19 protein-coding genes are annotated in these 22928 nt (G+C 54.3%); 16 read left to right on the plus strand and 3 right to left on the minus strand.

Annotated features, from left to right (window positions below; translation table 11 throughout):
* Positions 1–17: 17 nt before the first annotated feature.
* Positions 18–1043 (minus strand): glycine betaine/L-proline ABC transporter ATP-binding protein, encoded by a 1026-nt coding sequence (locus FHI25_RS10005; RefSeq protein WP_210517375.1) that lies wholly within the window; start codon positions 1041–1043, stop codon positions 18–20.
* Positions 1043–1906 carry a proline/glycine betaine ABC transporter permease gene (locus FHI25_RS10010; RefSeq protein ID WP_210517378.1) on the minus strand — a complete coding sequence of 288 codons (864 nt, stop codon included), beginning with the start codon at positions 1904–1906 and terminating at the stop codon, positions 1043–1045. The genes FHI25_RS10005 and FHI25_RS10010 overlap by 1 nt, the downstream gene beginning before the upstream one ends.
* A gap of 195 nt (positions 1907–2101) precedes the next feature.
* Between FHI25_RS10010 and FHI25_RS10015 the strand changes: the two genes are divergently transcribed.
* Entirely contained in the window at positions 2102–2470 is a 369-nt protein-coding gene (locus FHI25_RS10015; protein ID WP_210517381.1) for a DUF393 domain-containing protein, read from the plus strand.
* 108 nt (positions 2471–2578) lie between these two features.
* Here FHI25_RS10015 and FHI25_RS10020 read toward each other — a convergent pair whose 3' ends face one another.
* A complete protein-coding gene (locus FHI25_RS10020) occupies positions 2579–3610 on the minus strand; it encodes an ABC transporter substrate-binding protein (protein ID WP_210517384.1) in 1032 nt (343 codons plus the stop codon).
* Positions 3611–3977: 367 nt separating this feature from the next.
* On the opposite strand from FHI25_RS10020, the gene FHI25_RS10025 reads away from it, so the two are divergent.
* From FHI25_RS10025 to FHI25_RS10095, 15 genes are all read left to right on the plus strand, one after another.
* Positions 3978–4811: a 3'-5' exonuclease gene (locus FHI25_RS10025; RefSeq protein WP_210517387.1), complete on the plus strand. Its 834-nt coding sequence runs from the start codon at positions 3978–3980 to the stop codon at positions 4809–4811.
* Between the two features lie 195 nt (positions 4812–5006).
* On the plus strand, positions 5007–6023 hold the full coding sequence (locus FHI25_RS10030; RefSeq protein ID WP_210517389.1) for a Fe(3+) ABC transporter substrate-binding protein: 1017 nt from the start codon (positions 5007–5009) through the stop codon (positions 6021–6023).
* Between the two features lie 236 nt (positions 6024–6259).
* Positions 6260–7285, plus strand: coding sequence for a Fe(3+) ABC transporter substrate-binding protein (locus FHI25_RS10035; RefSeq protein ID WP_210517391.1), 1026 nt, complete (start codon positions 6260–6262; stop codon positions 7283–7285).
* A 153-nt stretch (positions 7286–7438) separates the two neighbouring features.
* The gene (locus tag FHI25_RS10040; protein WP_246879026.1) at positions 7439–9127 is read left to right on the plus strand and encodes an iron ABC transporter permease; all 1689 of its coding nucleotides are present in this window, start codon (positions 7439–7441) and stop codon (positions 9125–9127) included.
* 80 nt (positions 9128–9207) lie between these two features.
* Positions 9208–10461: a gephyrin-like molybdotransferase Glp gene (gene glp, locus FHI25_RS10045; protein WP_210517393.1), complete on the plus strand. Its 1254-nt coding sequence runs from the start codon at positions 9208–9210 to the stop codon at positions 10459–10461.
* Between the two features lie 85 nt (positions 10462–10546).
* Positions 10547–12121, plus strand: coding sequence for an MBL fold metallo-hydrolase (locus FHI25_RS10050; RefSeq protein WP_210517395.1), 1575 nt, complete (start codon positions 10547–10549; stop codon positions 12119–12121).
* A 133-nt stretch (positions 12122–12254) separates the two neighbouring features.
* Entirely contained in the window at positions 12255–13457 is a 1203-nt protein-coding gene (locus tag FHI25_RS10055) for a glycosyltransferase (protein WP_063089861.1), read from the plus strand.
* Positions 13458–13475: 18 nt separating this feature from the next.
* Positions 13476–14753, plus strand: a complete 1278-nt coding sequence (locus FHI25_RS10060) for a glycosyltransferase family 4 protein (RefSeq protein ID WP_210517399.1) — start codon at positions 13476–13478, stop codon at positions 14751–14753.
* 11 nt (positions 14754–14764) lie between these two features.
* Positions 14765–15919 (plus strand): glycosyltransferase family 4 protein, encoded by a 1155-nt coding sequence (locus FHI25_RS10065; protein ID WP_210517402.1) that lies wholly within the window; start codon positions 14765–14767, stop codon positions 15917–15919.
* The gene (locus FHI25_RS10070; protein ID WP_210517404.1) at positions 15916–16518 is read left to right on the plus strand and encodes a histidine phosphatase family protein; all 603 of its coding nucleotides are present in this window, start codon (positions 15916–15918) and stop codon (positions 16516–16518) included. Before FHI25_RS10065 ends, FHI25_RS10070 begins: the two co-directional genes overlap by 4 nt.
* Positions 16518–17660, plus strand: coding sequence for a glycosyltransferase (locus FHI25_RS10075; RefSeq protein WP_210517408.1), 1143 nt, complete (start codon positions 16518–16520; stop codon positions 17658–17660). Before FHI25_RS10070 ends, FHI25_RS10075 begins: the two co-directional genes overlap by 1 nt.
* Entirely contained in the window at positions 17657–18415 is a 759-nt protein-coding gene (locus FHI25_RS10080) for a polysaccharide deacetylase family protein (RefSeq protein ID WP_210517411.1), read from the plus strand. The genes FHI25_RS10075 and FHI25_RS10080 overlap by 4 nt, the downstream gene beginning before the upstream one ends.
* Positions 18416–18429: 14 nt before the next feature.
* The gene (locus tag FHI25_RS10085) at positions 18430–19047 is read left to right on the plus strand and encodes a hypothetical protein (protein ID WP_349237998.1); all 618 of its coding nucleotides are present in this window, start codon (positions 18430–18432) and stop codon (positions 19045–19047) included.
* A 1-nt stretch (position 19048) separates the two neighbouring features.
* Positions 19049–20977 (plus strand): ABC transporter ATP-binding protein, encoded by a 1929-nt coding sequence (locus FHI25_RS10090; RefSeq protein ID WP_210517420.1) that lies wholly within the window; start codon positions 19049–19051, stop codon positions 20975–20977.
* Complete coding sequence (locus FHI25_RS10095; protein WP_210517423.1) at positions 20974–22905, plus strand: ABC transporter substrate-binding protein; 1932 nt, start codon at positions 20974–20976, stop codon at positions 22903–22905. Before FHI25_RS10090 ends, FHI25_RS10095 begins: the two co-directional genes overlap by 4 nt.
* Positions 22906–22928 lie beyond the last annotated feature (23 nt).

Raw genomic sequence — 22928 nt, forward strand, 5'->3', positions numbered from 1 at the left:
TTGCAGGGCGCTCTGGCTCAACCTTCCAGTGCTTCGACAATCTGCTTTGGCGACAGTGTCCCAATCGCAGTGTCTTTGGCATCACGCACCGTCATTGACGTGCCATTGGCAAGCGCAACAGGCAGAATATCGGCAAGACGTGCATTTGCCGCAATGCTCGGCCAGTCTTCGTGTGCCGCTTGGTTTTCGCCAGATGTGATCGGTTCCATAATCGACTTTGCGCGCAAGACGCGTGATCTGTTCACATCGCGGGTAAAGGCCTGGACATAGTCATCGGCGGGTCTAAGCACGATTTCTTCCGGCCGCCCGACCTGCACAAGCTTGCCGTCTTTGAGGATCGCGATCCGGTCGCCGATCTTAAGCGCCTCGTCCAGATCATGGGTAATGAACACGATGGTCTTGTGAAGCTCCGCCTGAAGCTTCATCAGCTCATCCTGCATGTCGGATCGGATCAATGGATCAAGGGCCGAGAAAGCCTCGTCCATCAGTAAAACTTCCGGATCGGTCGCAAGGGCCCGGGCAAGGCCGACGCGTTGCTGCATGCCACCCGACAGCTGATCGGGATACTTGGCCTCATACCCGGCCAGACCAACCCGCTCGATCCATTTCGATGCGGCGGCTTCGCGCTCCTTGCGCGCGGTACCCTGGATTTCGAGCCCATAGGCAACGTTATCCATCACATTGCGATGGGGAAGCAGTCCAAAGCGCTGAAACACCATACCAAGCCGCTTGCGACGAAACGCATTGAGGGTTGTGATATCCATGGCAAGGATATCTTCGCCACCAAATGATACTTCGCCCGCTGTCGGATCAATCAGCCGATTAAGGTGGCGGATCAGGGTTGATTTTCCCGATCCGGACAGGCCCATGACGACAAAGGTTTCCCCTTGTTCAATCGACAGGGAGACATCGTGAAGACCAACCGTATGACCGGTTTTGGCAAGGATTTCATCCTTGTCAGCACCACCCTTTGCCAGTTCAAGTGCAGATTGCGGATCAGGTCCGAAGATTTTGAAAATATTGCGGATTTCGATGTAGCTCATTATGCGTCCTCCGCATCGTGCGATCGTTGTGATCGCTTGCCATAGGCCTGACCGATCCGGTCAAACACCACGGCCAGAAGCACAATCGCAACCCCGGCTTCCATCCCCGCACCTACGTCCAGACGCTGAATACCCATCAGGACCTGCTCGCCAAGCCCGCGCGCGCCAATCATGGATGCAATCACCACCATCGAGATTGACATCATCGTCGTCTGGTTGATCCCGGCCATGATGTTGGGAAGGGCGAGTGGCAACTGCACACCAAACAGGATCTGCTTGCGGCTGGCGCCGAATGATCGCGATGCTTCGAGCACTTCCTGATCAACAAGGCGGATACCAAGATCGGTCAGGCGCATGACGGGCGGGGCAGCATAAATCACCGTGGCGAGGATCGCTGGAACCTTGCCCAATCCAAACAGCATCAGGGCAGGGATCAGATAGACGAAACTCGGCATGGTTTGCATGGTATCAAGGATCGGCAACATGACGGCCCGCAAACGATTGGACATCGCCATGGCAATTCCGACCGGAATGCCAATCAGAACCGAAAGCGATGTCGCGACGATCATCAGCGCCAGGGTCTGCATTGCCTTATCCCAAAGACCCAGCATGCCAATGGCAAACATGGCGATGACCAGCCCGACAACCAGCTTCCAGTTCTTGCTGGCATGCCAGGTGATGGCGGCAATGGCGATCAAGACCACCCACCAGGGCGTACCGCGCAAAACCTGCTCCAACGCCACCAAAACGGTCAGCAAACTGTCGGCAAAGGCTTCAAACGCCGCGCCATAATTGACCACCAGCCAATCAACAAACTGATTGACCCACTTGCCCAAAGGCACATTCAACTGTTCTGGAAACATGGCGCAATTGGCCCGATCTGCTCAAAAAATCAATGAGCGTAAGAGCCTAACAAGATCACGTGGACCGCGCGACCGTAAATCGAACTGTGACTGATATCTCCTGACTTCTTTTGGTAGCCTGTTAATGTGATTGATAATCCAGAGACCAGCCAAAGCCGTAAATCATAGACAATATCGATTTCCTGAGAGGTTGCGATGATCACTGTGTTCTTTGATGGAAAATGCGGTCTGTGTTCCAGAGAAATCAATTACTACCGCAAGATCGCGCCAAGAGGCGTTTTCGAATGGTGCGATGTCACGGAACACGCTGGTGATCTTGAAAAGCACGGCATTTCCCTTGTTGATGGCTTAAAGCAAATGCGCGCCCTCGACTCAGATGGGCAATGGCATGCAGGTGCTGATGCCTTCATTCTGATCTGGCGCCAGCTAGACAGATGGCGTGTTTTGGCAGCTATTGTCGCGCTGCCGATCATTCGTCAGATTGCAAACCTTGTGTATCGACTGTGGGCCGCATGGCGTTTCAAACGCCTTACGCACTGCCAGTTAGCGGCTGTTGAGGATTGACCCCAGCCGACCTAGTTTGTTCAGTTATCGTCGTATTTTTCTTGCTAAACAAAACACCCCGCAGGATTTCCCCTGCGGGGTGTTTGAGTAATTTATTGGTGGTGTTACTTACATCGCGCTTTCAACACGTGCGGCAACATCCGCTGGTACCCACGCTTTCCAGACGTCCGGCTTGGATTTCAGGAAATGCATCGCGGCCCCGTCGGGCTTTTCATCATTTTCCTGCATGTAAGCCAGCATTTCAGAGACCAGCGCGTTGCTGGTTTCGTAGTTGGTCAGGAAATTGATCAGGGTTGGTGCGGCGGCTTTGAAGTCGTTGTTCACACCAATCGTGATTGTGCTTTGCGGGTAGGCGGTTGCCTTGGTCGGGTTTTCTTCGGTTTTCAGCGCATCAAAGATCGCCTTGTCATAAGCCGGTTCTTCAAGACGCGTGCTGTCATAAAGACCCATCACCCAGGTCGGACCCCAATAGTAATAAAGGGCCGGTTTGCCGCGTTTATGCGCCGATGCGATGGCAGCCGAAAGCGCCGCACCCGTGCCGGGGCGGAAATTGGTGAAGCTGTCATCAAGGCCATAGGCGCCAAGCTTGGCGGAGTTGACCTTTTCACACACCCAGCCCGACGGGCAGTTATAGAAGCGGCCCTTGCCGGGTTCTTCCGGGTCTTCGAACAGTTCAGTGTATTTTGCCAGATCATCGACCGATTCCAGGTCAGGCGCCATCGGTTCTATACCACGTTCGGCATCGCCTTCGATAACATAGGTTGGCACGAACCAGCCTTCGACGGCGTCATCGAAATTCACCCCGATCTGGCTGACATTGCCGGCTTCTTCGGCCTTGGTCCAGGCCTCGGCAACGTTATCGCGCCAGATTTCCATGACGATATCAACGTCCCCTTTGCCCGCCCCGGTCAAAAGCGGAATGACATCGCCGGGCAGGGCGTCGGTCTGACAGCCATAGCCCTTTTCAATGATGAAGCGGGCAACGGCGTTATGGAAAAGCGCACTGTCGTAATTGAGACCGGCAAACATCACCGGTCGATCAATTTCGCATGTGGCATCTTGCGCGTTTGCGCTTGAATGAGAAGTAAATGCAAGGCCAGCGGCCAAAAGCATTGCGGCTCCGGTAGGCAGGGTTTTCATCCTTCTGTCCCTTCGTGGTTGCGGTCCGGAATCGCATCAAATGCATGGTCGGTGCGGGAAGCCCGCAAAGCTTGGGATCAGGTGTGATCCTGAACTTCGAATTGACCGTGCCCCTGATACAGGTGCGGCAATTCTAGACGTGTGGTTAGAACGCGCGCAACCCCCGGTGTCGATTATAACGCCGCCGTGATAAGTGTTTCCGTGCTGATATCATTGCAGAATGCTCCTGACAGGGATGGCAGGAGATGTCAGGTAATGTGATTTACGGTAGCGGGCGCGATTGGTTTAACTCTGCCCGTGAATTTATCGGACTTTGTCGTTATGTTGGGCAAACCAACCAATCGGGCACAGATTATCGGGGGCCGTCATGATGCATACCAACCTGTTCGTTTTTGATATCGAAACCGTGCCCGACATTGATGTTCTGCCGCAGCTAACCGGCGAAACTGCGCCGGATCCTGAAACCGGTCGCAAGATGCTGGAAGACTATCATCTTGAAATCACCAGTGGTCGCAATGGCTTCCCGCGCCAGCCGTTTCACAAGGTGGTGGCGATCAGCTTCCTGCGCGCGACCATTCAACGTGATGGCGATACCGAAATGTACGAGATCGAAGAGTTACGGTCGGGCGGCGAACTGACATCCGAGGAAAAGGACCTTGTGAACGGGTTCTTTGCCTATTGCGGCAAGCTTTATCCGCGTTTGGTCAGTTTCAACGGCCGGGGGTTTGATCTGCCGGTGTTGAAATACCGAGCGATGAAACATGGCGTTTCGGCCCGTTGGCTGCATCAGGCGTCCAATAAGTGGGAAAACTATACCGCGCGCTATGCGCCGCATTGGCATTGTGATCTGGCGGAAGTCTTATCTGATTACGGTGCGTCTGCGCGGACCAAAATGAATGAAGTCTGTGCTGCACTTGATCTGCCGGGCAAAACCGGGGTGGATGGCAGTAAAGTCTCGGATATGTATGACAATGGCGAGATTGATGGCATTCGTCGCTATTGCGAGACCGATGTTTTGAATACCTATCTGCTGTATCTGCGCCATGCGCTTCATACCGGGTTGACCGATCATGATGGCTATAACCATGCGATCAATCTGACTGTAGGCTGGCTGGAAGAACGGGCAGGGGATATTCCCGCCTACCAGGAATTCTTGGATGCCTGGCAGCAATCGAGTGGCGGGTCGTTCAACGTTCTTTGATATGGCTCGACGTTGTGCCCAGGCATGACTTCAGACGTGAAGTCCGTCACATTTTGACGCCCTGTCTTGAAAATTTGTGTTGAATTAAATGCGAGTTGATCTTAATTGCATTGAATATGCAAGTGAGTTGCAACGTCAGTACGTTTCAACGCGTACCCAAATCCAACAGGGTTAAACTCAACAGGGATCGTTCAAATGGATATCAAGAAACTCGTCGGTGGTGCGGTATTCGGCGCAACAGCGATGGCTGCGACAACCGCGATGGCACAGGAAGTTAATGTCTATTCCCTGCGTCAGGAATTTCTGGTTGAACCGCTTTTTGAGAAGTTCACCGCTGAAACCGGCATCGACGTCAATGTGATCTTTGCTGAAAAAGGTCTGGTCGAACGTATCAAGCAGGAAGGCGCAAACAGCCCAGCCGATATCCTGATGACCGTCGATATCAGCCGTATCCAGCAGGCCGTTGACGCCGGTGTGACTGAGGCCGTTTCGAATGACACCCTTGATGCCAATATTCCGGCCCATCTCCGCGACCCGGAAGGTCACTGGTTTGCTCTGACCCAGCGTGGTCGTGCGATCTATGCCTCCAAGGAGCGCGTGGCAGAAGGCGAGATCACGTCTTATGAAGACCTTGCCGATCCGAAATGGGAAGGGCGCATCTGCACCCGTTCCGGCACACACGTTTATAACGTGGCGCTGTTTGCATCGATGATCGCCGTTCATGGCGAGGAAAAAGCCAAGGAATGGCTGCAGGGTCTTAAAAACAATCTGGCGCGCAAGCCGCAGGGCAATGACCGCGCACAGGTCAAGGCGATCAAGGAAGGCGTTTGCGATCTTTCGATCGGTAATACCTATTACTATGGCAAGATGCTCGATAACGAAGAACAGCGTCCTTGGGCCGAGGCCGTAAACCTTGTCTTCCCGAACCAGGACGGTCGTGGCATGTCGATGAACATTTCGGGCATGAGCCTGATCGCCGATGCGCCGAACCGCGAAAACGCCATCAAGCTGATGGAATTCCTGGCCGGTGATGTTGCGCAGGGCATCTATGCTGAGGTCAATTACGAATATCCGGTCAAGCCGGGTGTCGAGTGGGCTCAGAATGTGAAGTCCTGGGGCACTTTCAAGGCCGATGAAGTATCGCTGGCCGAGATTGCCCGCCTGAGCCCGGATGCGATCAAGATGGTCGATGAGATCGGTTATAACGAATAGTCAAACCGACTGAGTTTGATGAGCTTTTTAAAAGGGGGGGTGTAATACCGCCCCTTTTTTCAGTTTCGGCACGCGGTCTCCCGCCGGATGTGGTCGCGCATTCGTGACTTCGGGTATGGCTCTTATGTGGTTTTCTTGCTTGCAAAAGGCGGGGCGGGCCCTTTAATTTCGGCCGCAGCAAATACAAATCATTCCTAATTGCTGTGCGACCTGCAGCTGATCCAAACGAGGCATTTATGATTTCTCTGCGCAAAACCGTTCTTGGTCTTGTTGTTTCCGCGATGGGGGTGTCCATGTTCCCCACCGCCCATGCCGCAGAGGAAGTTAATGTCTATTCGCTTCGACAGCCCTTTCTGATCGAACCGATGTTCAAACGCTTTACCGAGGAAACCGGTATTCGCGTGAATACGCTTTTCTCGCAAAGTGGACTGGTGGAGCGCATCAAGCACGAAGGGCGTAACACCCCGGCCGATCTGCTTTTGACCGTTGATATCGGCCGCATTCAGGATGCAGTCGATGCCGATATCGCCCAGCCGATCGAAAGTGCCGTTCTGGATGCCAATATCCCCGATCAGTTCCGCGATGAAGACAAGCTTTGGGTCGGGATGACGACGCGTGCGCGCGTGCTTTACACCTCGCTTGATCGGGTGGAGCCGGACGCGATCACCACCTATGAAGAGCTAGCCGATCCGAAATGGAAGGGGCGCATTTGTGTGCGTTCCGGCATGCATGTTTATAACATCGCCCTGATCGCCTCGATGATTGCCCATCATGGTGAAGAAGAAACCAAAGCCTGGCTGACCGGGCTTAAGGACAATCTCGCCCGTAAACCGCAGGGTGCCGATACCGATCAGATCGAGGCAGTGTCGCAGGGCGTCTGTGACGTTGCGATTGGCAATTCCTATTATTACGGCAAGATGCTTGATGACCCGAACAAGGCCGAAGCCGCCAAACAGGTCCGTATCGTATTCCCCAATCAGGGGGACCGTGGCACGCATGTGAATATTTCGGGTGTGGCGCTGATGAAGTATGCACCGAACAAGGAAAATGCCATCAAGCTGGTGGAATTCCTGTCTGGTGCCGAAGCCCAGCATATGTATGCCGATATCAATTTTGAATATCCGGTCAAACCGGGCGTTGCCTGGTCTGAACAGGTTCGGGCTTGGGGCACTTTTGTCCATGATGATTTGCCGCTTAATGCGGTTGCGGCCAATCGTGGTGCGGCAATTCGTCTGATTGATGAGGTCGGCTTTAACGAGTAGACCGTACGTCGATAGAAGGATATCAAGACCGCCCAACAGAACCGTTCGGAGTAGTCCGCGGCGAATGAAACGGAAACAGCCTTGAACAACGCTTGTCAGACGCAAAAGGAAGACGACATTCGGCCGAGCGCCATGGCGGAAACGTTTGACCCCATGCGCACGCCCACCGGACGTCGGGCGATGCTGTGGTTGCCGCGTGGCCAATCGGCAGCCTGGCTGATCGGCGCGTTTATCGTGGCGGCTATGGTTGCGGCACCGGTTGTTGCCGTTGCCTGGATTGCCCTGTTTCCGACCGAAAATATCTGGCCGCATCTGGCATCCACCATGTTGCCAAGGTACCTTAAGAATACCGGTATCCTGATGCTTGGCGTTGGTATTGGTGTGACCCTGATCGGGGTGGCTTCCGCGTGGGTTGTAACCATGTGCCGAATTCCGGGAAAGCGGTTCTTTGAATGGGCGATGTTGCTGCCGATGGCGGTTCCGGCCTATATCGTGGCCTATGTTTATACCGACCTTCTGGAATATGCCGGACCGTTGCAGGGCTTCCTGCGGGACTTGTTTGGCTGGCAATCGGCGGCCGATTACTGGTTTCCTGATATTCGCACCAAGGGTGGTGCGATCATGGTGCTCAGCCTGACACTTTATCCCTATGTTTACATGCTGGCGCGTGCGGCGTTCCTGTCTCAATCCATCTGTGCGATCGAGGCGGCCCGTATCCTTGGTCGAAGTGCCTGGAGTTCGTTTCTTACGGTCGCGTTGCCGTTGGCACGACCGGCAATCGTTGTTGGCGTTGTCATTGCGTTGATGGAAACGCTCAATGACTTTGGCACGATTGATTTCTTTGCCGTGCATACCTTGACGGCCGGTATTTTCAACGTTTGGCTTGGTATGGGTAATGCTGGTGGTGCTGCCCAGATTGCCCTGACCATGCTGGCTGTCGTGATCGCATTGATGGTGATCGAGCGCTATTCACGCCGCCGCCAGCGTTTCCATGACACCACCAGCCGTTTTCAGGAACTGCCGGGCTATGAACTGAGCCCGCTTGCCAAGGCCGGCGCATTGGCGATTTGTATCCTGCCGATTGTGCTGGGCTTTGTCGTGCCGTCTCTGGTGCTGATTTATTATTCCATTGGCTATTTTGATCAAAGCTGGACGGCGGATTTCTTTGAATTTGCCGGCAACAGCCTTTTGGTATCCGGGCTTGCGACGCTTGTTGCGGTTGGTTGTGCGATATTCATGGCCTATGCGCTGCGCCTGTTCCCGCAACCGCTGTTGAAATTCTGTGTCCGTCTGTCATCGGTCGGCTATGCCGTGCCGGGCGCGGTTTTGGCCATCGGGGTTTTGATCCCGTTTGCGCGGTTTGACAACGCATTGGACGCGGTGATGCGCGATACCTTCGGCATATCAACCGGGTTACTGCTAAGCGGGACGGTATTCGCTTTGGTCTTCGCCTATGCAGTTCGGTTCATGGCGGTATCCTATGGCTCGATCGAAGCAGCCCTTGGCAAGGTTCGGCCAAGCATGGATGACGCGGCGCGCACCTTGGGCGAAAGCCCGTGGGGAACACTCAAACGCATTCACTTCCCGATGGTGCGCGGCGGCATTTTGGCAGCATCGGTGCTGGTCTTTGTCGATGGCATGAAGGAACTGCCGGCAACGCTTATTCTGCGTCCGTTCAATTTTGATACGCTGGCAACCCATGTCTATCAGTTCGCCAAGGATGAAATGATTGAACATGCAGCCCTTGGGGCGCTGACCATTGTGCTTGTCGGTGTGGTGCCGGTGATTATGCTGAGCCGTGCAATTTCAAAATCCCGTCCGGGGCATAGCGGACAATCCTGATGCGTTCCGGCGATGATCGGGCTATCCTGATTACGGATGGGAATACAAAACAAGACCAAGGGCGGCAGGAAACTTTCGGAATGCAAACAATCAAACCGGGACTGACAACACTTTCCGATGCGCTCGACATTGCTTTTGCCGAAGTGCCGGTGATGACGCCATCCGAAGAACGCCCGATCAGTGATTGTTACGGTGCGATTTTACGCAAGGACGTCATTGCGCGGGTTTCCGTGCCGTCGGTGGATAACTCCGCCATGGATGGATATGCCCTTCGTCATGCCGATCTGGCCGCGATAGACGGCCCTGTTTCGGTGGTCGGTGCGTCGTTGGCAGGTCATCCGTTTGAGGGAACCCTGCCAACGGGCTCCGCGATCCGTATTGCGACCGGGGCTGCGATCCCCGATGGCGCGGATAGCGTGATCATTCAGGAGAATGTCACCGCCAACGCCGATGAAACCATCATTGAAATTGATGCCGACGTGATCGCACGCGCAAGCTTGCATCAAAACATCCGCTGGCTGGGCGAAGACATCAAAACCGGTGATACAGTCTTGAAGGCAGGCACGATCCTGCGCCCCCAGGATATCGCGATTGCGGCCGGGCAAGGATTTGGCAGCTTGTCGGTTGCACGGCCCCTTAAAGTTGCTGTCTTCTCCACCGGCGACGAACTGGCTAAACCCGGCGATCCTTTGCCGCCGGGGGGCATTTATGATTCCAACCGTTTCGCAATGATCGGGATGTTGCGGTCCATCGGTTGCGAGGTCACAGACCTTGGATTGCTCACTGATAATTTTGATGTGTTGCAAAACGCGTTGTCGAGCGCGGCAAAGTCGCATGACCTGATCATGACATCTGGCGGTGTTTCGGTCGGCAAGGCCGATCTTCTGAAACCGGTGGTCGACAGCCTTGGTGAAATCGCCGCCTGGAAACTTGCGATCAAGCCCGGCAAGCCTTTGATGCGCGGCAAGATCGGCGATTGTCTGGTGATCGGGCTTCCGGGGAACCCGGTATCAGTCCTGGTCTCAGGCTTGCTATATGTTTTACCGTTGCTGCGTCATGCGATGGGCGCGGATCATTCCAAACTGGCACCAACACGTATTCCGGTTCGTGCCGGGTTTGATTTCAAGCGTGGCACCGGACGCAGGGAATGGTTGCGCGCGCGTCTGGTGCAGAGTGATGACGGCGAATTTGAAGCGATTGCTTTTTCTTCGACCAGTTCCGGGATGTTGTCATCAATGGTCTGGGCCGAAGGTCTGATTGAACTGCCCGAAAATTGCGGGCAGGTCTCCAAAGGAGATCAGGTTCTTTATTTGCCGCTGCAAGGCCTGCAGTGACTTCATCAAAAATGATCCACATCATTGCAAACGAACATGGTTTGCCGGACTGTTGGACCGTTTCCAATCCGCGAAAGTGAATAGAATGACGATATCGGTGACGTTTTGTGGTGCTGCTGGTGGGGTGACCGGGTCTTGCTATTTTCTGCAGACCGATCAGGGCAATTTCCTTGTTGATTGCGGTATGTTCCAGGGCAGCAAAACCGTCCGTGAACTGAACTATGGCAAGTTCCCGTTTGAGGCAGACCGGATTTCGGCCGTGTTGCTGACGCACGCGCATATTGACCATACCGGACTTGTGCCCAAGCTGGTCAAAGCCGGGTTCGGCGGGCCGATTTATGCGACGGAGCCGACCTGTGATCTTCTGACTTATATGTTGCCGGACTCCGGATACATTCAGGAGAGCGAAGTCGAACGCCTGAACCGTCGCAATGCGCGGCGCGGTCGTCCTGAAGTCACCCCGATCTACACCCGTGAAAACGCGGAAAATACGCTTTCGCAGCTCAAGACCGTTGAATATCACGAATGGTTGCCGGTGATTGATGGCGTGCGGGCGAGATTCTGGGATGCTGGCCATCTTCTTGGTTCCGCTTCGATCGAGGTGGAGATTGAGAACGGCGACAAAGACGGTAAACCGACAAGATTGCTGTTCTCGGGTGATGTCGGAACCGGTGAGGCCGTATTTAACGAGGCACCCGAGGCACCGACGGGTGTCGACTACCTGTTTGTCGAAACCACCTATGGCGATCGTAACCGTCCGGTGATGACCGACGAAGAACGCCGTGAGATGCTGCGCAAGGAAGTTCAGGATGCGCTGGGCAATGGCGGCAATCTGGTTATTCCGAGTTTTGCCGTTGCCAGAACGCAAGAGCTGCTTGTTGATCTAGCGCATCTTTTCAACCGCGGCCAGTTGCCACCGGCAAATGTCTTTGTCGATAGCCCCTTGGCGCAACGTGCGACCGATGTATTTGCCAAACACCTGAAGCGCGGCGACGCACAGGCGCTGTCGCATCCTAAGTTCCATATGGTGCCGGATGTTCAGGCCAGTAAACAGCTTGCACAGGTCACCAGCGGTGCGATCATTATTTCCGCAAGCGGCATGTGCGATGCTGGTCGCATTCGCTACCATCTGAAGAACAACCTGTGGCGCCCTAATTGCACCGTGCTTCTGGTCGGTTTTCAGGCTGCGGGCTCTTTCGGTCGTGTTTTGCAGAGCGGGGCAAAACATGTGCGGATACACGGCGATGAAATCGAAGTGCGTGCCCGTATTCGGACCTTGGACGTCTATTCTGGCCACGCCGATCAGGATATGCTTTTGCAATGGACCAAGAACCGTTTGCCAGTGACGCGTCAGATTTTCCTCACCCATGGTGAAGAAGGCGCACGCGCGGCATTCCGAGAAGTTCTGATGGCGCACGGCATCGAGGAAAAGCTGATTTCCATGCCGATGCTTGATGACACGGTCACCCTCAAGAAGGGCAAAGGCCAACCGGCTATTCCGCAGGCACGTCTTTCGGGTGAAGAACTCTCGCGCGATGACTGGCATAATCTTTATGCAGGTACAGTAACGGCGCTTTCGGAAAAACTTCGTTCGCTTGAAACTGCGGAAGAAAGAAAAGAGATGCTCGAAAAAGTCTTGCGCGATATCGGTTCAGTATGAGAGCAATTGTCCGGGAGCTGAAAGAAGGGCGCAAACCCCGACTTCACGGATTTACTTGCCATAAACAAAGAACCTGTCACCCTGTTTATGGGTTGTGCGGGGAACTGAGATCACTACGCATACGGGCGGGGATATGTCAATCGTAGGGAATTCCGGATATCGGGTTCTGATTTACAGCCATGATACCTTTGGGCTTGGGCACTTGCGCCGTTGCCGTACGATTGCGCATGCGCTGGTATCGCATCGCGATGACGTATCTGTTCTGATTTTGTCGGGCTCACCGATTATCGGCAGCTTTGAATTCCGCTCGCGCGTGGACTTTGTCCGCATACCGGGCGTGATCAAGCTGTCGAATGGCGAATATACGTCGCTTAACCTCAATATCGATGTCGACCAGATTCTGGCGATGCGAGAATCGATTATTCAGCACACAGCCGATGTCTTTAACCCCGACATTTTCATCGTCGACAAAGAACCGCTTGGCTTGCGCGGCGAGGTCGAGTCTACCTTGCAGATGTTGCGCCATCGGCGCACCCGTTTGGTGATGGGCTTGCGCGATGTCATGGATGATCCGGTGAACCTGCGCGAAGAATGGGACCGCAAGCAATGCGTTCCGGCCCTGGCAAACCTCTATGATGAAATCTGGGTTTATGGTCTCAAGGAAATCTGTAATCCGCTCGAAGGGATCGACTTGCCCCCGGGTGTTGAAGAAAAGATGTCCTATACCGGCTATCTGCCACGTACCGCCACCCGCAGACCCGCACCCGAGCACGGGGCGCTTGGTCTTGAAGAACCGTATTATCTGGTAACGACCGGTGGCGGTGGGGATGGCGTCAATTTGGTCGATTGGGTGATCAGCGCCTATGAAACCGATCCGGACATTCCGGTGCCGTCGCTGGTTGTTCTCGGACCCTTTATGGGGCCGACACAGCAAAACGAATTCATGAAGCGTGCGGAAAAGATCGACAAACTGTCGGTCATTACCTTTGATGCCAATGTCGAAGTGTTGATGCACAAATCGGCCGGCGTGATCGGCATGGGCGGCTACAACACCTTCTGCGAGATCCTGTCCTTTGACAAACCGGCCGTTATCGTGCCGCGTACTGTCCCGCGTCTTGAACAATATGTTCGCGCCGCGGCGGCAGAAAAGCTTGGTCTGGTCAGAATGCTGACCGAAGACGGTGGTCGCGATCCGCGCGAAATGGCCGACGCACTGCGTGGTCTGATACATCAGCCAAAACCGTCGCATGTGACTGTTCCGAACCTTATGGGCGGACTGGATCGCGTTGGCGAATTGGTTGATCGCTGGCTTCCGCCACAAATGGCCGCAGAATAATCATCGGGAATAGATTTGATGGCACGCGACAATCTGGCAATCGTGGTGAAGGGTTATCCGCGATTGTCGGAGACCTTTATCGCCCAGGAAATTCTGGGTATTCAGCAGGCAGGCATTCCCTATCGGATTGTGTCGCTGCGTCATCCAACCGACAAAAAACGCCATCCGATCAATGATCGCATTGCAGGTGCGGTCGATTATCTCCCGGAATATGTCTATCAGGAACCGATGCGGGTTTTGCGTGGCTGGCTTAAGGCGCGCAAGATGCCCGGATATCGTCGAGCCCTGAATATCTGGTGGCAGGATTACCGCCGGGACCGCACCGCCAATCGCGCACGCCGATTTGCCCAGGCCATGGTGATGGCCGCCGAGCTGCCCGATGATGTGACCCGCATCTATGCCCATTTCCTGCATACACCGGCATCGGTCGCGCGCTATTGCGCAATTATGCGCGGCTTGCCCTGGTCGTGTTCGGCGCATGCCAAGGATATCTATACCAGTCAGGACTGGGATATGCGCGAAAAGCTGCGCGATATGGATTGGCTGGTGACCTGTACAAGCGCCAATGTCGATTACCTGCGCACCATTGCCGAGGACCCGGATAAAGTTAATCTGCTCTATCACGGACTGGATTTTTCGCGTTTCCCCGAAGACCTTCCAAAAAGACCTCTGCGCGATGGGAAGGATGCCGAAAACCCGGCAAGGATCCTGTCGGTCGGGCGACTGGTGGGCAAGAAGGGGTATGACGACCTTCTGCGCGCCTTGGCCAAACTGCCAGCCAACCTTCATTGGCGGTTCGTTCATATTGGCGGCGGCACCGGCGAAAAATATCAGCAGCTTGCGACCGAGCTCGGCATTGCGGACCGCTGTGACTGGCAAGGGGCACGTGATCAGAAGGAAGTCATTGCGGCATGTCAGTCGTCCGATTTGTTCGTTTTGGCCAGCCGGATTGAGAAAGATGGTGATCGCGATGGGCTGCCAAACGTTCTGATGGAAGCGCAGCTTTGCGGACTTGCTGCCGTTTCGACTGCAATTTCGGCCATTCCTGAACTGATTGAAGACGGTGTAAATGGCAAACTTGTGCCCGAACGTGATCCGGATGCACTTGCGAGTGCGCTGAAAGCCTTGATCACTGATCCTCGTCTTCGTGAAACCATGGGGCGAAAGGGTAATGAGATTGTGCGTCGTGATTTCTCATTCTATCGCGGTATGAAGGATCTGGCGGTACGTTTCGGTGTTAACTCCCAGTCCGACGAACAGGCAGAAACCCCCGCCGAACAACCCGCCGCAGAGTAGGAGGCACGCACTTGCAGGTTGCCTTTTACGCCCCGCTAAAGCCGATTGACCATCCGGTGCCATCGGGTGACCGCCTGATTGCCCGCATGCTCTGTGAGGCCCTTCAGTCAACAGGTATGAAGGTCGATGTTAGCGCCCGCCTTCGCAGCCGCGTTGCAGATGGCAATGTCCTTAAGCAGGCACGGCTTGCCGAACTGGGGACCAAACTTGCAGCCCGTTTACTGTGCCAGTACCAATCGGGGTTCCGTCCCAAACCGGATATCTGGTTTACCTATCATCTTTATTACAAGGCACCGGACTGGATCGGGCCGATTGTCGCCAATGCGCTGGGTATCCCGTATGTGGTGGCCGAAGCATCCTTTGCCCAAAAGCGTGCAAACGGGCCGTGGGGACAAAGCCATCTGGCAGTTGAGACGGCGCTTAAGCAGGCAGATGCCGTTTTCTCGCTCAATCGCGTTGATATGGAATGTTTGGCTCAGGTCTGCCAACCGGATCGTCTGCATTTCCTGCCGCCCTTTGCACGTGTCGCGTCATGGCATGTTGGGCAGCGGGCAGCAATCAATTCGCAATGCGTGCGGTTGGTGACAACCGCGATGATGCGGGATGGTGATAAACTGAAATCCTATGCGCTTTTGGCAGACGCACTGGGTCGCCTCAGGCGCAATGGTGTTGATAACTGGCACCTGACAGTGATTGGTGATGGCCCCGCACGTCAGCAGGTCGAGGACCTTCTTGAAGAAAAAGGACTTGGTGAAGACAAGGTTTCACTAGTGGGGCTGAAAACACCGGAACAAACCAAAGATATTCTCGCGCAGTCAGATTTATTTGTCTGGCCCGCGATCAATGAAGCCTTCGGAATGGCGTTACTTGAGGCACAGTCTGCTGGGCTTCCGGTTCTCGCAGGGGATACCGGCGGCGTGTCGGGTATTGTTTCATCCGGTGTGACCGGGTGGCTTGTGCCTGTTGGTGATGTCGCGGCTTTTTCAAACCGTTTGACGGAATGCCTTGGGGGGGATTTCGCCGTATTGCGTGATATAGGTGCCGCTGGCGCATCGAAAGCAGCGCAGCATCACACGCTTGAAGCCGCAGCCGATCTGTTATCCACCACATTCAAGAAAATCATCCCGGGTCACGTTTCGTCACAAAACGGGCAGGGTTTGGTATGAAACAGATCCGTTTTGCGCTGCTTCGACATGGTGTCACGGCGTGGAATACCGAAAAGCGCATTCAGGGACGGTCAGATATCTCAATCATGCCCGAGACAGCTGCTTGGTATCGTCAGCACCGCTTACCCGACAAGTGGGCCAATGTGCCGTGGTTTTCTTCGTCCTTATCCCGGGCACGTGAAACCGCAGATGCGCTTGGGATCAGAACCGTTGCCACTGAGCCTGCGTTCATCGAGATGGACTGGGGCACGTGGGAAGGTGAAAAACTGTCGGATCTTCGTGCAAGGATGGGGAAAGACCTTCGTGACAATGAAGACCGCGGTTTGGATTTTCGTCCAGATGATGGCGAAAGTCCGCGTGATGTATTGAACCGGGTTGCGACATTTTTAGAGGATTGCAACTTGCCGGAATTTGGTGTGGTAACCCACAAGGGCGTGATACGTGCTGTCTATGCTGCGGCACGTGGATGGGACATGATGGGCAAAATTCCAGACAAACTCGATTGGCACTGTTTGCAGGTGTTTCAGTATTCCGAGGAGGCCGGGTTCTCTGTTGACGCACTCAATGTGCCACTTGTGCCCGCGCAGGAGAGTGCGTGATGAGTGACGTCATGGTCTATGTTCAGCACTTGCTTGGCATTGGTCACGTGCGCCGCATGGCGTTGATCAATCAGGCGCTTCGCAATGAAGGGCTTGGCGTCACGGTCGTAAGCGGCGGTGTGCCCGATGACAGCCTTAATTTCGCGGCCAATGAAGTTGTTCAGCTTTTCCCGTGCAAGACATCCGATACTGGTTTCTCAGGGCTTGTCGATCCTGAAGGGAACGCCTTGGGGGACGACTGGCAGGAAGAACGTAAAAGACAACTGCTGACCGCGTTTAAGGAAACAGCGCCGAAACTGCTTTTGGTCGAAATGTTCCCATTCGGGCGCCGCGCATTTCGGTTCGAATTGATTCCGCTATTTGACGCGGCGAATGAAGCAGGCATTCCGATCATTTGTTCTGTCAGAGACCTTTTGGTGCGTAAAAAAGACATCGGCAAAACACGATGGATGCGTGACACCGCACGTAAATATCTTGATGCGGTTCTGGTACATGGCGATCCGCGCCTGTTTGGTTTTGATCGCAGCTTTGAGTTTGCCGACGATATATCTGATCTGATCGCTTACACCGGCTATGTCGCACCAAAGGTTGCCGATGACGTTGCTGGAGGTGTTGAGGCGGACCGTCACGGTCTTCTTGTTTCCGCCGGTGGTGGTGCCGTCGGAGCTGAACTGATCAGGCTTGCAATTTCTGCCCGCGCGCATTCGCAAAAATATAGCGACGCTATTTGGGATATTGTCGCTGGGCCGCATTTTCCCTCAGATCAGTTCGAGCTTTTGCGCGGCCAGTTGCCAGACGGTGTGATCCTGCATCGGTTCTTGCCCGATTTCCGTGAACGGATGTTGCGTGCCGCCGTTTCCGTTTCACAGGCCGGATACAACACGCTGATGGATGTGTTGGCGACGCGAACGCCAGCTGTCATGGTGCCGTTTGCAGAAGGCGGCGAAAGCGAGCAAACCGAACGTGCAGAAGTCCTTGCCAAAGAAGGGGTTATTTCCCTGCTTGATCTTGATGGCCTGTCTGCGCAATCATTAGCAAAACAAATAGATAACGCCAGACAGCCAAGCGGGATTAAAATCGCACTGGATGGCGCAAAAAGAACTGCGTCAATCATCGCAGAAAAGATCAAAGGGCAGGCATGAGCAGCTGGGACCAATTACGCGCAGAGCTTGATCTGTGGCAGTCGGAAGACCGGATTGCCACCGCGTGGTGGCGTGACGACGATGCGGTTTCTGTGACCCCGGCGCTTGAAACGCTTCTGCGATTTGAACAGGACTATAAAGTGCCACTCGCACTTGCGGTTATTCCGGCGGTTTTACAGGACGACCTTGTCGAACGTCTTGTCGAAACCCTTGATACTCGTGTGTTGCAGCATGGTTGGTCCCACCAAAACCATATGCCAGAGGGACGCAAGAAACAGGAACTCGATGACGTGCGCGATATTGGCGATGTCGTTGCCGATCTGCGCCACGGGTTTTCGGTTCTGCAATCGCGTTTTGGCAATCGTTTCTTGCCGGTCCTGGTGCCGCCATGGAACCGGGTGGCCGAAGATGTCGTGGCGGCTTTGCATTCCCTTGGCTTTTGCGGGATCAGCACATTCAATGCGCGTAAGGTGGCAGAGCCGTACAAAGGCATCATGCAGGTCAACACGCATGTTGACGTCATTGATTGGCGTGGAACACGCGGCTTTGTTGGCGAAGACGCGGCACTTGGCGCGATGATTGAACATCTGGCGGCGCGGCGAACAGGGCAGGTCGACGCGGATGAGCCGACGGGCATTCTGACCCATCATCTTGTCCATGACGAGGCCACTACGAAGTTCCTTGATAATCTGTTTTCTATGGACCATTCAGCCTTGCGCTGGTTGAGAATACCCGGAGTATTTCCATGGCAATAAGGCCAAAACAACACGTGGAACCTGAACAGGCACCGGCCCCCGAGGCCCCCAGTGTGCCAAGCACAGTGGACCCGGTAAAGCCAGCAGGTGTTGGTGACAGCGAAGTCCAGACGATGGGCTATCCATCCAAACTGATGGCGCCGGATTTGGCGAAATCAATTGTCGGGCTGCTGATTTGCGGGGTTATCGCGCTGATTCCCGAGATGCTCGCAATCATTCAATGGACGTCGGCCGGGCTTGCTTTGCTGTTCGTTTTCTATTTTGCCCGCACGGTGATCCGCTTCCAGTCAAAGATTTATGTATCGGAATACGGCATTCGGCTTTCAAGCCTGCGCGGTGGAACGGCTTTTGCCTGGCCGGAACTTTCAAAGTTCCGTTTGCGTTACTTTAGTACCAAGCGCGATGGCAACAAGGGATGGTTTGAGCTGACCCTGCAGGCAGGGGATGCGAAAATTGTCGCAGAATCAACACTGGACGGTTTTGACGATCTCCTTGAAATTTCTCGTGATTGGGCGAAAGATAACCAGCTGCTTGTCGATGACGTCACAAGAACAAACTTGATGCGCATGGATGAGGCCGAAACACTGGTTAAGGCCGCTGCATCCGAACGCAAACACGGTGGTACCAACTAGAATGTCCGATATTCTGCGCATCAAGGATCTGAAAGTTGAATTCGTACTGCCGCACATGCGTGTCAAGGCTGTCGAGAATGTAAGCTTTCGGATCGGTGCGCAGGAAACCGTTGCACTGGTTGGTGAGTCCGGATCGGGCAAAAGCACCATTTCGCAGGCAATCATGGGGCTGTTGCCAAAGGTGGCCCAGGTCACCAAAGGATCTATCATCTTTGCCGATCCGAAAAAGCCCGGAACCCGCGCGGATATCGCCATGCTGGATCGGTCTGGCTCTGACATGCGCGCCATTCGCGGTGGCCGGATTTCGATGATTTTCCAGGAACCGATGAGTTCCCTGTCGCCACTCCACACAATCGGCGATCAGATATGCGAGGCCGTGAAACTTCATCGCAAGGTCGGATCGGCCGAGGCGCGTGAACTTGCCGTTGAAATGCTGACACTGGTCGGCTTCCCGCAGCCCAAGCGCTCCCTTAAAACTTATCCATTCGAACTTTCTGGTGGCCTTCGTCAGCGTGCAATGATCGCGATGGCACTGGTGTGTCGTCCGGCCTTGTTGATTGCGGATGAACCGACAACCGCGCTTGATGTAACCATTCAGGCGCAAATTCTGCGTCTGATCAAGGAAGTGCAGGCAGAATTGAAGATGTCGGTTCTGTTGATCACCCATGATCTTGGTGTCGTTGCTAACATGGCTGACCGGATGGTGGTGATCTATGACGGGCGGGTGGTCGAGGCTGGTAAAACCGACGATGTGTTCATCAATCCCGGCCATACATATACACGATCATTGCTTGCGGCGGTTCCGCACTTTGACATGGGACCGGACGAAAGGTTGCGTCCGCTGCGCGAGATCAAGCCGAAAACCGGCAGTCTGCTTGCCAGTGCAGGTGATGGCGATACACAACAAAATACATCGGATGTTCCGGCGACTTTGGCCCTGCACCCGACCATGGCCAGCGAGCCGGTTCTGGCAGTTCGCCATCTCAGCAAAAGTTTTACCACGCGCAAGGGTAACTGGATCAAATCCGAAGAGCGCCTTGTACCCGCAGTTTCCGACGTCTCACTGACGGTTAATCGCGGCGAATGCGTTGGTCTGGTAGGCGAAAGTGGTTGCGGTAAGACGACCCTTTCCAAGCTGATCATGCGCGCGATGAGCCCGGATGAAGGTTCCATTCTGTTTCGCGGTGAAAGCGGACAGATGACTGAATTGACCGGGCTTGATGAAGATCAGCTCAATCCGTACCGAAAGCGGATACAGTTTGTTTTTCAGGACCCGTTCGGATCGCTCAATCCGCGGATGACGGTTCAGGATATCATTACCGAACCCATGCTTATTCACGGTGTCGGGGATAGTAACTATCGACAGAAAATGGTGCTGGAACTGATGGACCTGGTTGGTCTTGATCCGCGCTTTCTGAACCGGTATCCGCATAGTTTCTCAGGCGGGCAGCGCCAGCGTATCGGGATCGCACGTGCACTTAGCCTGAAGCCGGATTTGTTGATTTTCGATGAGCCGACATCGGCACTTGATGTATCGGTTCAGGCCCAAATACTTAATCTTTTAAAAGATTTGCAGCGTGATCTTAATTTGACCTATCTGTTCATATCACACAATCTTGCGGTCGTGGATTACGTTGCAGACAGGATTGCAGTGATGTGTGCTGGGCGGATTGTTGAATCCGCACCACGCGAAGTGCTGTTTAAGAACCCGATGCATCCCTACACGCAGGCTTTGCTGCATGCCGTGCCGTTTGCCGATCTGGATCACCTGCTTGATTTCGACAAGATAATGGATGGCAAGGCATCTGATCCATCCCGCTGGCCAGCCCCGTTCACGATCAACCAGACCAGCGAGCCCAAGATGATGCAGGTCGCAGAAGATCACTTTGTTCGTGCCGAACGTGCCGATTTTACGGAGATCGCCATATGATCAGTGTGTTAAACCCGTCGATGTCTAGAATTCATCGTGCCTTTTCTGGCCTTGTGATGACGACAGGTTTTCTGGCGGCAAGTGTCTTGGTCGCACCGGCGCACGCAGAAGTCCCTTATTTCGAGGATGCGGTCGCAAGCGGGTCTTTGCCTGCGATGAATGACCGCCTGCCAGAACATCCGCATGTGATTGACTTTGCCGGTGAGGGTAAGGAAATCGGCAAGTATGGTGGAGAATTTGTCACCATCATGGGGCGGTCCAAAGATATCCGTATGGCGGTTGTCTATGGCTATGCCCGCTTGATCGGCTATGATCAGGACCTCAACCTGCGTCCAGATATCCTTGAAGCGCTTGATGTAAACGAAGAAGGCAATGTCTTCACGTTGCATATCCGCAAAGGTCACAAATGGTCGGATGGCGAGCCGTTCACGGCTGAGGATTTCCGTTATTACTGGGAAGATATCGTTAATAACGACGAACTGTTTCCGGTCGGGCCGCCGCGCTTCCTGTTTGTCGGGAATGAGCCGGCAACCTTTGAAATTATTGACGAATATACAGTTCGGTACAGCTGGTCACAGCCAAACCCGTTTTTCCTGACCGAACTGGCAGCAACCCGCCCGCCATTTATTTATCGTCCGGCGCACTATCTGAAACAGTTCCATGAGAATTATCGTGATGCCGACGCACTGCAGGCGATGGTCGAAGAACGCGGTCTGCGTAGCTGGGCTGTCTTGCATACGGACATTGATCGTCCCTACAAGCTTTCCAACATTCATCGCCCGTCGCTGGAGCCATGGCTGATCACGACAGAGGAGCCTTCTGATCGCTTCGTCTTCGTGCGCAACCCGTATTATCACCGCGTCGATCCGGAAGGTAACCAGCTTCCTTACATCGACCGGATGATTTTCAATATCTCGAACGCAAAGCTGGTCCCGGCCAAAGTCGGCGCGGGCGAGGTCGACCTGCAAAGCAGAATTCTGTCGCTTAAGGACTACACGTTCCTGAAGCAATCCGAAGCCAATCAGAACTATGATGTGCGTCTTTGGGATGTCGGGGCGGGGGCTTATGCCGCATTGTATCCCAACCTGACCTGCAGCGATCCGGTCTGGCGCGAAGTTCTGCGTGATGTCCGTTTCCGCCGTGCGCTGTCGTTGGCGATCAACCGTACCGAGATTAACCGGGTCATGTTCTTTGGTTTGGCGCAACCGACCAACAATACCGTCTTGCCCAAAAGCCCGTTATTCAAGCCGGAATATCGTGAAAGCTATACCGATTTCGACGTCAAGGCCGCAAACCAACTGCTTGATACAATTGGGTTGGATGAACGCAATGGCGAAGGTATTCGTCTTTTGCCTGATGGACGCCCGATGGAAATCATTGTCGAGACCTCCGGGGAAAACCCCGAACATGACGACATGCTTGAACTGATCGGCGACAGTTGGCGTCAGGTTGGCATCAAGCTGTTCGTCAAGGGCCTGCAGCGCGAAGTAATGCGTAACCGTGCCTATACCGGTGAGACGATCATGTCGATTTTCAACGGCATTGATAACGGCTTGGCGACGCCCAACACTGCCCCTGATGAATTTGTTCCTGTTCTGCAAGACAGCCTGCAATGGCCGAAATGGGGACAGTATTATCAAACGGACGGCGAGGCGGGTGAAGCACCCGATATGCCAGCCGCCAAGGAACTGATGGAACAGTATCGCAAGTGGCAAACCAGCAATGAAGCGGGCCAGAAACAAGCATGGCAAGCCATTCTCGATATCAATTCGGAAAACATGTTCTCAATTGGCCTGATCGGCAACGTGCCGCAACCGGTCGTCATCGACAAGGACATGCGCAACGTGCCCGAAAAAGGCATCCATAGCTGGGAGCCGGGCGCGTTCTTTGGGATTTACCGACCTGATACCTTCTGGTGGGATCGGTAATCTTTTAACTAAAAACGTGTTGT

It is taken from the genome of Thalassospira sp. ER-Se-21-Dark (assembly GCF_017922435.1).
Taxonomy (GTDB): Bacteria; Pseudomonadota; Alphaproteobacteria; order Rhodospirillales; family Thalassospiraceae; genus Thalassospira.